This is a genomic window from Undibacterium sp. CY21W (assembly GCF_014284265.1).
GTDB lineage: Bacteria > Pseudomonadota > Gammaproteobacteria > Burkholderiales > Burkholderiaceae_D > Undibacterium > Undibacterium aquatile.
Genome location: NZ_JACOGE010000004.1, coordinates 257,363 through 270,453 on the forward strand (window position 1 = coordinate 257,363; position 13,091 = coordinate 270,453).

General features: G+C 52.9%; 14 protein-coding genes. 9 read left to right on the forward strand and 5 right to left on the reverse strand.

Annotated elements, in window-relative coordinates; genetic code table 11:
- Positions 1-6: 6 nt before the first annotated feature.
- From H8K29_RS11480 to H8K29_RS11495, 4 genes are read right to left on the reverse strand one after another with little or no spacing between them, the layout of a single operon-like run.
- Positions 7-573 (reverse strand): chalcone isomerase family protein, encoded by a 567-nt coding sequence (locus tag H8K29_RS11480; RefSeq protein WP_186897706.1) that lies wholly within the window; start codon positions 571-573, stop codon positions 7-9.
- On the reverse strand, positions 570-1,814 hold the full coding sequence (locus tag H8K29_RS11485; RefSeq protein WP_186897707.1) for a cyclopropane-fatty-acyl-phospholipid synthase family protein: 1,245 nt from the start codon (positions 1,812-1,814) through the stop codon (positions 570-572). Before H8K29_RS11485 ends, H8K29_RS11480 begins: the two co-directional genes overlap by 4 nt.
- The gene (locus H8K29_RS11490; protein ID WP_186897708.1) at positions 1,811-2,638 is read right to left on the reverse strand and encodes a DUF1365 domain-containing protein; all 828 of its coding nucleotides are present in this window, start codon (positions 2,636-2,638) and stop codon (positions 1,811-1,813) included. Before H8K29_RS11490 ends, H8K29_RS11485 begins: the two co-directional genes overlap by 4 nt.
- A gap of 31 nt (positions 2,639-2,669) precedes the next feature.
- Complete coding sequence (locus H8K29_RS11495) at positions 2,670-3,953, reverse strand: NAD(P)/FAD-dependent oxidoreductase (protein WP_186897828.1); 1,284 nt, start codon at positions 3,951-3,953, stop codon at positions 2,670-2,672.
- A gap of 221 nt (positions 3,954-4,174) precedes the next feature.
- On the opposite strand from H8K29_RS11495, the gene H8K29_RS11500 reads away from it, so the two are divergent.
- On the forward strand, positions 4,175-4,804 hold the full coding sequence (locus H8K29_RS11500) for a TetR/AcrR family transcriptional regulator (protein ID WP_186897709.1): 630 nt from the start codon (positions 4,175-4,177) through the stop codon (positions 4,802-4,804).
- A 128-nt stretch (positions 4,805-4,932) separates the two neighbouring features.
- Here H8K29_RS11500 and H8K29_RS11505 read toward each other — a convergent pair whose 3' ends face one another.
- A complete protein-coding gene (locus tag H8K29_RS11505) occupies positions 4,933-5,511 on the reverse strand; it encodes a glutathione peroxidase (protein ID WP_186897710.1) in 579 nt (192 codons plus the stop codon).
- 168 nt (positions 5,512-5,679) lie between these two features.
- Between H8K29_RS11505 and H8K29_RS11510 the strand changes: the two genes are divergently transcribed.
- The 8 genes from H8K29_RS11510 to H8K29_RS11545 all read left to right on the forward strand — a co-directional run bounded on the left by H8K29_RS11510 (position 5,680) and on the right by H8K29_RS11545 (position 13,013).
- Positions 5,680-6,693, forward strand: coding sequence for a sulfate ABC transporter substrate-binding protein (locus H8K29_RS11510; protein WP_186897711.1), 1,014 nt, complete (start codon positions 5,680-5,682; stop codon positions 6,691-6,693).
- Positions 6,694-6,725: 32 nt separating this feature from the next.
- Positions 6,726-7,310, forward strand: coding sequence for an NADPH-dependent FMN reductase (ssuE, locus tag H8K29_RS11515; RefSeq protein WP_186897712.1), 585 nt, complete (start codon positions 6,726-6,728; stop codon positions 7,308-7,310).
- 271 nt (positions 7,311-7,581) lie between these two features.
- Positions 7,582-8,541, forward strand: coding sequence for a sulfonate ABC transporter substrate-binding protein (locus tag H8K29_RS11520; RefSeq protein WP_255423361.1), 960 nt, complete (start codon positions 7,582-7,584; stop codon positions 8,539-8,541).
- A 19-nt stretch (positions 8,542-8,560) separates the two neighbouring features.
- Complete coding sequence (gene ssuD, locus H8K29_RS11525) at positions 8,561-9,706, forward strand: FMNH2-dependent alkanesulfonate monooxygenase (RefSeq protein WP_186897829.1); 1,146 nt, start codon at positions 8,561-8,563, stop codon at positions 9,704-9,706.
- A gap of 9 nt (positions 9,707-9,715) precedes the next feature.
- A complete protein-coding gene (ssuC, locus tag H8K29_RS11530) occupies positions 9,716-10,612 on the forward strand; it encodes an aliphatic sulfonate ABC transporter permease SsuC (RefSeq protein WP_186897714.1) in 897 nt (298 codons plus the stop codon).
- A 74-nt stretch (positions 10,613-10,686) separates the two neighbouring features.
- A complete protein-coding gene (locus H8K29_RS11535; protein ID WP_370527182.1) occupies positions 10,687-11,664 on the forward strand; it encodes an ATP-binding cassette domain-containing protein in 978 nt (325 codons plus the stop codon).
- 167 nt (positions 11,665-11,831) lie between these two features.
- A complete protein-coding gene (locus H8K29_RS11540; RefSeq protein ID WP_186884449.1) occupies positions 11,832-12,047 on the forward strand; it encodes a molybdopterin-binding protein in 216 nt (71 codons plus the stop codon).
- Between the two features lie 96 nt (positions 12,048-12,143).
- Positions 12,144-13,013: an EAL domain-containing protein gene (locus H8K29_RS11545; RefSeq protein WP_186897715.1), complete on the forward strand. Its 870-nt coding sequence runs from the start codon at positions 12,144-12,146 to the stop codon at positions 13,011-13,013.
- Positions 13,014-13,091 lie beyond the last annotated feature (78 nt).

Consider the following 13,091-nt stretch of genomic DNA (forward strand, 5'->3'; position numbering starts at 1 on the left):
ATTCAGTCATTGATAGGTTTGTTCCGAATTGCCCAGCAACTTGTTGCGTAAATCCGGCGCAGAGGTTTTTTTGTCTAACCAGATCGCAAAAAAAGAGTGTGTAAATTCCGGGTCGCGAATTTCACCGAGAAGTTTGCCGTTCAGATAAAAACGCGCCGCCTCATTTGGAATATGAATGCCGGTAATCCGGCTGCCTTCTTTGACATCCGGAAAAATTCCCTTCATCTGAAGCAGCCATTGCTGCCGTTTTTCCGTTGTGCCGAGCTTCAGTTTGCCGATTTCATCGATGCTGGCTTCAGCGATTTTGCTGCCATAGAGATTTCTGGCGTAGGTCAGATCCAGCGCGAAACGTTGCCGCATGTCGGATGGATTTCCCGCTGAAATCCACAGCGCCGCGTCATAAATGGCCAGCCCGAACCAGCGATAACTACCGGTTCCCTGTAATACTGCCTGCGGTATCTCATCACGTATTGGTGGCGGTGCCTCAGTTGCCGCAGCCTGAACACTACAGGCCAGACTGCAGATGCTTAGCAAGAGAGTCGACAGATAACGGTGTACGGCAACGGTTATCATTTTTTGACCAAGGTAAATTGCGCCACGTCGATATTGCCAGCGCGGAATCCTGCTTCGCAATACGCGAGATAAAATTCCCAGGTACGTAAAAACTCTTCATCAAATCCCTGCGCTCTGACTTCCTCCAGTTTTTCCATGAATGCTTTACGCCACTCCAGTAAAGTGCGTGCGTAGTCGAGGCCAAAGGTAAAAGTATCAATCACCTGTAAGCCGTGTTGCTCTGCCAGCTGGTGAAATTTTTCTATCGACGGCAACATGCCGCCGGGAAAAATATATTGCTGAATAAAATCGGTGCCTTTGCGATAACGCTCAAATAATTCATCCGCAATCGTGATGCTTTGTATGCAGGCTCGACCGCCTTGTTTCAGATTACGTTGCAGACAGGCGAAATAGCCGGGCCAGTATTCTTCACCGACTGCTTCAAACATTTCTATCGAAGCGATGGCATCGTAGTCACCATGGGCATCGCGGTAATCCTGTATCTGCAGATCGCTGCGTGCATGCAGACCGGCACGTTGTAGGCGTTCGCGGGCAAAATGTAATTGTTCGGTCGATAGCGTCAATCCTGTCACATGGGCTTGTGCATCGCGTGTTGCCATCTCAGCGAAACCACCCCAGCCACAGCCGATTTCCAGCACTTTGGCTTGCGTGGGCAGATTCAGTTGTTGCAGGATGCGGCGGTATTTCATCTGTTGCGCATCGTGCAGACTTTCCACCTGATCCGAGGAAAAGATGGCGCTGGAATAGGTCATGGAAGGGTCCAGCCACAGACGATAAAAGTCGTTACCGATATCGTAGTGGGCATGAATATTTTTTTTACTGCCCGCTTTCGAGTTCCGGTTCAACAGATGTTTGATGCGGTACAAAAGATTACCCCACCAGGTGCCGTAGATGACGGATTCGAGTTGCGCGCGGTTGCGCGTGATCAACTCTATCAGTCCCGCCAGATGCGTGCTTGTCCAGTGACCGGCAATATAACTTTCGGCAAAGCCGATGTCGCCGGATTTCAGTACTGCGCGGCAGAGCTGCCAGTTATTCATTTCCAGCATCACGTGGCGATTGCCATCATCAATACGGCCAAAGCGCGCGATCTGCCCATCCGGAAACTGTATGCGCAGACTACCGTGCTCCAGCCGGTTCAATAAGCCAATGACAAAGCGGGCTTCGGCAGGAAACTGCGTGGTGTCCAGTTGTTTTGTCTGGCTGCTGTCGGGTGACAAAGTTGGATGCAAAGTGCTCATCGGCTAACCTCTTGCGATGGTGGAGTTGGTTTGGAAAAAAATGGAACTCGTTTTAACCACAGGCGTAATGCTTGCAGATGGATGCGGGCAACGACACCGAAAGTCATCAGCGGGTAGCGCAACATCACTTTGACGATCTGTTGATCCGTCATTGCCTGCTCCTCACCAGAGACGCTGGTGATCAGCACTGGCCCCTGACGATCGTCATAATCAATTCTGGCGACGTGGCGTATGTTGTGCTGCGTATCGGGCTGCTGTGTCTGCAAAAAACGGAAGCGGTAATTGCCCTCTACTGCACAGAAAGGCGAAACGTGAAAGATTTTTTTTACATGTAGTTCCTGCCCGTTGAGCAGCGTGTCGCCTTGCTCCAGTAAATAGACATGCTTTTCACCAAAGGTATTGCGAACCTCACAGACAATCGCTCTGAGGCTGCCATCGCGGCGCTGGCAAAACCAGAAAGACACAGGATTAAACACATAGCCAAACACACGTGGAAAACATTGCAGCCAGATTTCGCCATCAGCATCGCTGATGCCGTGCTTGTGCAATATCGCATCGAGCCAGTTGCTGAGCGGCTGTTGACCATCGCCATGATCTTTGTCGAAAAATGACAGCAGATTAAAACGATTGTGTGAAAAAAAGCGGGCATGCACCGGCAAGGTTTGAGACGTCAGCGCACGTACAGGTACACGGATAAAAAAGATGCCGTAGCGAAACGCATTTATTGCCGGGCGCAGGCGTTTATGCATGACCTCACCGGTACACAGACGTATCGTCGGTGATGCGGTCTGCTGTTTCCGTGTAGCGTTATCTGCTTGTGTCATTGTTTATTGGGCTGAGAAAAAGCGATCGGTGTCAGGCTGCAAGTGGCCTCACCAGCGTCTGGCTGGCGATAATATTTTTTGCGACGCGCAAGCCGGATTTCAGGCCATCTTCGTGGAAGCCGTAACCCGTCCAGGCCCCGGCAAACCAGATCTGTCGTTGGCCCTGTATCTGATTCAGCATGGTTTGCGCTTTCACTGCTGCGGCATCGAACACAGGGTGGGCATAATCAAAGCTGGCAATGATGTTTTCCGGTGCCGGGTCCTGAATTGGATTCAGGCTGACGATAACCGGGGTTGTGAATGGCAGCGGCTGCAATTGATTGATCAGATAATGCACGCAGACTTGCGGCTCTTTTCCATTCGCACTCTGGTAATTCCAGGCGGACCAGGCTTTACGGTTCTCCGGCAGGAAGCTGGCGTCGGTGTGCAGTACCGCGCGGTTAGGCTGGTATTTCACTGCCGATAATATCTGTTGTTCGACGGTGGTGCTGTCTGTCAGCATTTTCAACGACTGATCGCTGTGTGTCGCCATGACGACGTGGTCAAACTCTTCAATGCCTCTTGCCGATATGACGCTGACCCGTCCTGATGCACTGTTCTTTACCGCACTGACTGGCGCATGCAGATAGGTGTGGGCAATATGTGGCAGAAGCTGTTCAACATAATGTCGGGCACCGCCTTTGACGGTACGCCATTGCGGCCTGTCGTTGACCTGCAATAAGCCGTGGTTGTGGCAAAAATTGACGAACGACGATAAAGGAAATTCCATCATGGTCGCAGTCGGGCAAGACCAGATGCAGGCGGCCATCGGCAACAGATACCAGTGAATAAACTCGTCACTGTAACGATGCTGCCGCAGAAATTGACCTAGCGGAATGTGGAAATCATGCGTTGCTTCTGCTTTTGCCATCGCGGTTGTCTGTTTATTGAAACGCAGGATGTCGCGTAACATGCGCAGAAAGCGTGGATTCAACAGGTTACTTCGTTGTGTGAACACGGTATTCAGATTGGCACCTGCCCACTCCAGTGTTCTGCCGGCGACAGGCATTTTGACCGAGAACGACATATCAGTCGCGACAGTTTCTATCTGCAGTTCTTTAAATAACCGGACCAGATTCGGATAGGTTTTGTGGTTAAACACCAGGAAGCCGGTATCGACACCATAGGTTTTTCCTTCCAGCGTCACATCAACGGTATGCGTGTGTCCGCCAAAATAACTGTCTGCCTCAAACAGACTGACTTCGTGGTGTGCGCGGGATAATTCATAAGCGCAGGAGAGGCCGGAGATGCCGGAACCGATGACCGCAATTTTCATCATTTTTTAACGATAAATTTTTTTGTAATGAATGCCGCCCAACAAGCTTGCATTCCCGACTTACGCTTATTTCAGCCATGCTCTGTTACCGACCCGACCGGGAGGAAATACAGATTTCTACCCGTTGCCGATACGCCTGAGTTAAAATATGACCTGATGTTTCATTTAGTGACTGATCAGTCACGAAATATACTACAAAGTTTAAAGTTGTACAGAAAAAAATGATAAAGCTAAAAATTCCCTTTAAAAAACAGCAGTTTGACGCGCGTGAAGAAGCGATCATTGATGCGGTCAATCATCTTTTATCTGATAAAGGGTATGACCTGATGACGATGGATGATGTCGCTGATGCGGTCGGCATCGCGAAAGGTAGTCTGTACAAACACTTTTCTTCGAAAGAAAAGCTGGCAGCGGCCGCGCTGACCCGTCTGCTGAAAGCAACACTGGAAGAATTAGACACCCTGCCGGAAGACATGCCTGCGATAGAAAAAATCAGGCACATTCTTGCCTGGTCACTGCGTTTGCGTTTGCAAGGGGGCGTGCCGCATCTGCCATCGACAAGCCGCGCTTTGCAACGTAGCCTGATGCTGAATCTCGATTACGTGACAGTGGCTTTGCGGATCAACAAGCGTTTTTATGCACTGGTGGCAACGGCACGTAAGCAAGGCGCTTTGACGGCGTTGGTGCCGGATGATGTGCTGGTGTACACCTTGTATTCACGTGCCTGTGATCCGACGATGGAGTTTCTGGTGCGCGACCAGCGGTTGACGCATGAGCAGATCGTCGCAGCGATGGTGCATGCGACTATCGGTGGATTTTTATCAGAGCAGGCCAGAACACCGGTTGCGTAACGCAAACTCTCTTTTCTGGCTGTTCCTGCAAACCGACGCTGTACCACATCAGAAAAAAAGGCTGGAAGCCCGCATAAACAGGGGCTTCCAGCTTTTTTTTCAACGGCGTTTGTATGTAGGTCGTCAGCTTATTCCGCCAGCGCTTTTTCTATATCGGCGACCAGCTTTTTATCGTCCGGCTTAGTCATGCTGCTGTAAGCGGCAACAACGTTGCCTTTACGATCGATCAGGTATTTATAGAAATTCCACTTCGGCGTTGTGCCTGTCGCTTTGACCAACTGTGCATGCAGCGGATTGATGTCTTTGCCAGTCACGGATGACTTGGCAAACATAGGAAACTTCACACCATAGGTGTTGTAGCAAAAATCGGCGATTTCCTTACTGTTGCCCGGCTCTTGTTTGCCGAAATCATTCGACGGAAAACCGAGTACGACCAGACCTTTGCTGCTGTATTTGGCATAGGCTTTTTCCAGCCCCTCGTATTGATTGGTAAAGCCGCAATAACTGGCGGTATTGACGACCAATGCGACTTTCCCTTTGTACTGACAAAGATCTTGCGGCGCATCGTCTTGCAGGCGATTGAATTTGTGATTCAGGATGGTCGGGCAGGCATCCGCTTCCTCAGCGAAGGCCGGGCTGCTGATTGCAGCCAGACTGCCAATGATGGCGGAACAGACAACAGAATACACAACAGAATGTCGCAGCATGGAGGTCTCCTTCATGAAAGAAGCACATAGTAGCCCAGCCGGTAAAAAACTGCTGATCAGGCTCTTTATATGAAAAATGAATATAGATCGTAAAAATACTTCGTTTTCAAATATAAAGTCGCGAATTATTCTGACATCCTCGTTAAACACTGATTCCAAGGATTCCAGATGAAAGCAAAAAAATTCCTGCTCCTCGCCAGCTTCGCGTTTGCCGGTGCGATTCACGGTGCTTCCCAAGCTGCAGACATCACGCTGCTGAATGTTTCCTACGATCCGACACGTGAACTGTATCAGGACGTGAATCAGGCGTTTGCAAAACAATGGCAGGCAAAAACCGGTGACAAAGTCACGATCAAACAGTCGCATGGTGGCTCTGGCAAACAGGCACGTTCGGTGATCGATGGTCTGGATGCCGATGTCGTGACACTCGCGCTGGCGTATGACATCGACGCGATTGCGAATGTGGGTTTGCTGTCAAAATCCTGGCAAAAACGTCTGACACACAATGCCTCGCCTTACACATCCACCATCGTTTTCCTCGTGCGTAAAGGTAATCCTAAAGGCATTAAAGACTGGGCCGATCTGATTAAGCCCGGCGTATCTGTGATTACTGCGAATCCGAAAACTTCCGGCGGTGCGCGTTGGTCGTATCTGGCGGCGTATGGTTATGCGCTGAAATTGCCAGGCGGTAGCGACGCGTCGGCAAAAGAATATGTGCAAAAGCTGTTTAAAAATGTGCCTGTGCTGGATTCCGGTGCGCGCGGTTCAACGGTGACATTTACCGAACGCGGTATTGGCGACGTGCTGTTGTCATGGGAAAACGAAGCCTATCTGGGACTCAAAGAATTCGGCGCGGATAAATTTGAAATCATCACACCGTCCATCAGTATTCTGGCTGAGCCACCGTTGTCCGTCGTCGATAAAGTGGTCGATAAACGCGGCACACGCAAAGTGGCTGAGGCTTATCTGAATTACCTCTACACCGACGAGGCACAAGACATTATCGGTAAAAATTTCTATCGTCCGGTCAGTGAAAAAGCGGCGAAAAAATATGCCGGGCAATTCTCGAAAATCAAGCTATTCAATATTGATGACACCTTCAGTGGCTGGACTGTCGCTCAGAAAACCCATTTTGCCGATGGCGGTGTATTTGATCAGATTTATCAGCCAAATAAAAAATAATTGACGCTATCGAGCGCATTGAAGGAATCACTATGACTATTCTCCTGCTTTCCGGTAGCCCGTCTTCGCCGTCGCGCTCCACTCGTCTGCTGCAGTATGCCGGTGAGAAACTCAATGCGCTCGGACAACGTACCGTCAGCCTGCATGTCCGCGATCTGCCGGCGGAAGCGCTGATGAATGCGGATTTTTCCGATACTGAACTGAACGTCGCCAGATTATTGGTCGAACGTGCCGATGCGCTGGTGATTGCCACACCGATTTACAAAGCAGCTTACAGCGGTTTGTTAAAAGCATTTTTAGACATACTGCCGCAAGATGGCCTGAGCGGAAAAATCGTATTGCCATTGGCGACAGCCGGTAGCCAGTCGCACATGCTGGCACTCGATTACGCCTTGCGCCCGGTGCTGACATCGCTATCGGCACGTTATGTACTACCGGGCGTCTATGCAACCGATGCACAGGTTCAGTGGCACGAACAGCAAGGCTTACAGTTGGATGCCGCGATAGCGCAGCGAGTTGCTGACGGAGCACAATTACTGGCCGAGAGCCTCTCGTCTTTACGGCATATACAGGCATCGAAACCGGCAGTCGCAGAACTGATGTGCTGTCGTGCCTGAATTGTGCCTGACTTGCACCTGAGCTCATGCCGGTTCAGGTAATGACAGGTTCATCAATCGTGGTTTTCTGAACCGCTGCAACACCGGATATTTACCAGCAATCCCGTAAGCGTTACCGCAATGCCAGATTTCCGGCAGGGGTAAGTCTTGCCTTATCAGTCAAGGAAATGAAATGAGTGAAGATCAGAATACTATCCCGCAACACCGTCATACACGTTACGTTGAACAGGTGAAAAAGACCACTGCACTGCGCCGCAGCGTGCTGACAGGCATGCTGGCATTGACGGCGATTGCTTTTGCCGGAGGCCTGAATGTCGCTCATGCGCAAACGAAAGTCGCAGCGAAAAGTGTCTTGCGCATCGGCTACCAGAAGTACGGCACGCTGACTGTGCTGAAAGGCAGTGCCAGCCTCGAAAAACGCCTTGCACCGCTGGGTGTGGAAGTGAAATGGACAGAGTTTCCGGCGGGCCCGCAATTGCTGGAAGGTCTGAATGTCGGCAGTGTCGATTTCGGTACTACTGGCGAAGCGCCGCCGATTTTCGCGCAGGCGGCCGGTGCCGATTTACTGTATGTCGGCAATGAACCTGCGGCTCCTGCGGGCGAAGCGATCGTCGTACCGAAAGGCTCTGCACTCAAATCGGTGGCGGATCTGAAGGGCAAAAAAATCGTGCTCAACAAAGGCTCGAATGTGCATTACCTGCTGGTGAAGCTGCTGGAAAAAGCCGGGCTTGCGTACAAAGATGTGGAAGTCGTATTTCTCGCACCCGCCGATGCGCGTGCCGCATTTGAGCGCGGCAGCGTTGATGCCTGGGCGATCTGGGATCCGTTTCTGGCTGCCGCTGAAAAGCAGCTCGGCGCCCGCGTGCTGGCCGACGGGAAAGGCGTAGTCAGTAATCACCAGTTCTATCTCGCTTCACGCTCTTACGCACAGAAGCATCCCGAGATCATCAGTGTGATTCTGGATGAGATCGCCAAGACCGGCGACTGGAGCGCAAAGAACATCAAGGCAACCGCAGCAATTCTGTCGGTGCAGGTCGGTTTGGAACCGACCATCGTTGAACTGTCCGTCGGCCGTTTTTCTTATGGTGTGAAGCCCTTGTCTGAGGCCGTGATTCAGGAACAGCAAAGCATTGCAGATACCTTTGCCGATCTGAAGCTGATCCCGAAACGCATCAACGTACGCGAAGCAGTCTGGCTGCCGTCCGGCGCGAAAACATCTGTCCTGAAATAAAGAAAGAAATGCGATGAGCTTGAATATTTTCTGGTTTATTCCTACCCACGGCGATACGCGCTATCTCGGCACCAGCCACGGTGCGCGCGAAATCAGTTATGACTACCTGCGACAAATCGCGGTGGCGGCGGACACTCAGGGCTACGATGGTGTGCTGCTGCCGACCGGTCGCTCTTGCGAAGATGCCTGGGTCGTTGCTTCCAGCCTGATCAGTGCGACCAAAAAACTGAAATTCCTGGTGGCGGTTCGTCCCGGGCTGAGCAGTCCGGGTTTGGCAGTGCGCATGGCGTCCACCTTTGATCGCTTATCGAACGGGCGCTTGCTGGTCAATATCGTTACCGGTGGCGATCAGGGGGAACTCGAAGCCGATGGTGTGTTTGCTGATCATGAAAAACGCTATGAAATCACGGAAGAATTTCTACGCATCTGGCGCGCATCGCTGGCCGGTGAAGGTGGTGATGCCGGTTATGATTTTAGCGGCAAACACCTGACCGTGAAAGGCGCGAAGACCCTCTATCCACCGGTGCAAAAGCCGCATCCGCCTTTGTATTTCGGCGGCTCATCGGCACCGGCGCACGAGCTCGCAGCGGAACAGGTTGACGTTTATCTGACCTGGGGTGAACCACCTGCGGCCGTGGCTGAAAAAATTGCCGACATGCGCGCACGCGCCGCTAAGCATGGCCGCACTTTGCGCTTTGGTATCCGCTTGCATGTGATTGTGCGTGAAACCAATGAAGAAGCCTGGGCGGCAGCAAATGATCTGATCCGTTACGTTGATGATGAGGTGATTGCGCGCGCGCAGAAAGCGTTTGCGAAGATGGATTCGGTCGGTCAGCAAAGGATGTCAGCGCTGCATGGCGGCAAGCGCGACAAACTCGAAGTCTCGCCGAATCTGTGGGCGGGCGTCGGGCTGGTGCGTGGTGGTGCCGGAACGGCGCTGGTTGGTGATCCGGAAACCGTGGCGGCGCGCATTAAAGAATATGCGGCACTCGGTATCGAGACCTTTATTTTTTCCGGCTATCCGCATCTGGAAGAATCATATCGTTTTGCCGAACTGGTCTTTCCGCTGATAGGAAAATCGGTACCGCGTGTCACGAGTTCGCTCACAGGCCCTTTCGGCGAAGTGATCGCCAATTCGATTGCACCGCAGGTTTCGCAAAGCTAGGAGCACAGCATGGCGTCGCCGCTTATAACTGAGATCAATGAATTCAATGAATTCGCAGGGCTTGCAGACGACTTGTCGCAGACCTTCCGACGTCGCGAATCGGCGCGCCCCGCCCCGCCGTGGCGTCGCCATGCCGTGCGTTTTTTGCACACCTTGGCACCGTGGGCGGTGCCGCTGTTATTGCTGGTGATCTGGCAGGTGTCGGCGCAACAGGGCTGGTTATCGAGCCGTATTCTGCCGGAGCCGCTAGCGGTGGCGAAGGCGTTCTGGAATCTGAGCGTTTCAGGTGAAATTTTTATCCACGCAAAAACCAGCCTGTGGCGTGCGGTGTCGGGTTTTGTGATTGGCGGCGGTCTGGGCTTGTTGCTCGGTCTGCTGACCGGTACTTTCCGCACCGCTGAAACCCTGCTCGATACCAGCCTGCAGATGATACGCAATATCCCGGCGCTGGCGCTGATACCGCTGGTGATTTTATGGTTTGGGATCGATGAAACGGCGAAGCTGTTTCTGGTATCGGTCGGCGTATTTTTTCCGGTGTACCTGAATACTTTTCACGGCATACGTTCCGTTGATCAGGGCTTGGTAGAAATGGCGCGCAGCTACGGCTTGTCGGGTTGGGCTTTATACCGCGATGTGATTTTGCCCGGCGCTTTGCCTTCTATTCTGGTCGGCGTGCGTTTTGCGCTGGGGCTGGTGTGGGTCTTGCTGATCGTTGCTGAAACCATTTCAGCGCAGGCGGGTATCGGCTACATGACCATGAATGCGCGTGAATTTTTGCAGACCGATGTCGTGTTGGTGGGGATTTTGCTGTACGCCCTGTTGGGAAAAATCGCCGATGTGTTGTCACGCGCACTTGAACATTACTGGCTGCGCTGGCATCCGGGTTATCAGAGAAAGCTTGCATGATGCCGAACATTTTATATTCACCTTCACCAGCGGTGGCGCGTATCGCCGCGCTCAGGCAAGAGCTGGACGATGGCATCAGCCAAGTCACTGAATATGCTGCGCAGCCGACATCTGCTGCGGACGTGATCAGACAATACAGTGGGCAGGACAGCAGACAAGACAGTAGAAAAGAACTGAGCTCAGCGCAGAAATCGCCGCAGATTTCACCTCTGCCACATTTGCCACGTCAGACGCCGCAATCAGGCACGGCCATCCGTATTCAGAATTTGCAAAAATCGTACAAGGCCCGCAGCGTGCTGAAGTCGTTGCAACTAGATATCGAAGCCGGTGAGTTTGTCGCGGTGATCGGTCGCAGCGGCTGCGGTAAAAGCACCTTGCTGCGCCTGATCGCCGGGCTGGAAAAAGCCGACGGCGGCAGCCTGGAGTTTGCCCAGCAGGATGCTCAGCACGATGGGCAGAACAACGGGCAAAACAACCGTCGCCCGGAAACCCGCGTGATGTTTCAGGATTCGCGGCTGCTGCCGTGGAAAACCGTGCTGGATAACGTCGGGCTTGGTTTGCGCGGTCGTCGCAACGATGCGCTTGCAGCGCTGAACAAGGTCGCGCTGGCTGAGCGCGCTGGCGAGTGGCCATCGGTATTGTCCGGTGGTCAGCGTCAGCGCGTTGCGCTGGCCAGAGCGCTGGTGCATGAGCCGACCCTGTTGCTGCTGGACGAGCCGCTGGGCGCACTCGATGCCTTAACGCGCATTGAGATGCAAAGCCTGATTGAGCAACTCTGGCAGCAGCGCGGCTTCACTGCTTTGCTGGTCACGCATGATGTGCAGGAAGCGATTGCGCTGGCTGATCGTGTGATTCTGATTGAAGACGGTCAGATCACGCTGGATCAGAAAATCGATTTGCCGCGGCCACGCGCGCGTGGTAACCCGGTCTTTGCCGCTCTGGAAGAACAGATACTGGCGCGGGTGTTGCAGCGCCCGGCGCAGCAGCCGGATGCGGAACTCGGCGACGTGTCGCTGCTCCGCACGGTCAATCAGGTAACCTGGGCGATTTAGGCCTCAGCTCTGCTGACAGCTTCAAATCAGCATCAAATCAGTATAAAAATACTCCGGGGGAGTATGTTTTAAACCCCAATGAATTCAAGGACATTAGGGGTGTTTTATTAAAAAAGCGGGGGAGTATCTGTTTTTCGGGATATTTTCCGCATCACAAAGGAAGAAAAATGACAATTCAGGCGATTAATGTACGTAACCAGTTCCGCGGCAAAATCAAAGCGATTATCGAAGGTGATGTCGTCTCCGAAGTCGATGTCGAAACCCCGGCCGGCATCGTGACTTCCGTGATCACGACGCGTTCTATCCGCGATCTGAATCTGGTGGTCGGCAGCGACGTGGTGGCGCTGGTGAAGGCAACCGAAGTCTCGATCGCGAAACTGTAACTGCGCGTACTACGTGTCTTCACAGCGACCACGCACTGACTTACTACTGAAGGCGTTGCAGCGCGAAACAAAGCGTGGCCGCTGAAGGGAGGAAATATGCATCATCTGACATTGCAAAATTATCTGAGCCGCCTGCGTCATTCCATGGCCAGCAGCCATCTGTGGCTGGACGAGCAGGGGCGCGCCCGCGGACGCTATTTCAATGCGAGCCTGACCAGCGCGTTTCAGGCGATACGCTCGGGTGTGGATCATCAGATCGTTGCTTATGAAGCCTATGCCCGCAGCTATGATCCGGGCGATCAGGGGCTCAATATCTGGAAGTTGCTGGAATATGTCGCGAATGATGATGAATCGGTGGAGCTGGATCGTCTCTGCCGCTTGCTGCATACGCTGAATTTTTATCGTCAGCAGCCAGAGCCGGGGCTGGATTTGTATCTGAGCGTGCACAGCCGCTTGCTGGCTGCCGTGGAAGGCAATCACGGCAACGCGTTTCGCCGCATACTCAATACCCTGGAAATACCGCATGAACAGATTATTCTGCAACTGCCGCTGATCACGCCGAGCCAGCGCTGGGTGCTGACGCATGTCGCCGAAAATTATCGCCGCAATGGCTTTCGCATCGGCGTCAATGCCAGCAGCTTGGAACAAGCGGGTGATTTACTTGACCGCATACGGCCTGACGCGATCAAAATCGACATCAGCGCCGCCAATCATGCGCCAGCGCAGATCAGTTTGCTGCAACGCGCAGATCAGGCGCAGTGCAATATCATTTTCCGGCGCATAGAAAATGAAGCGCGCTTGCTATCGCTGCAACAGGCGAACGACACGGCCAGTCCGTATCTGGTACAGGGCTTTTTGTTTGACTTACCGAAAGCAACGCTGGTCGGACCAGCAGCGGCGCTGCCAGCGGCCGCATCCCATGTAAGCGCGACCGTTGTGGCTACCGGGGCGGAACTGTCGGGCTGAGCCGCATTGTTTCGGTTGCCTCGGTTGCTGCCGTCGTCGCAGTCGCCCTGGTGACTGACTTCGGCCTGGCTATATGTG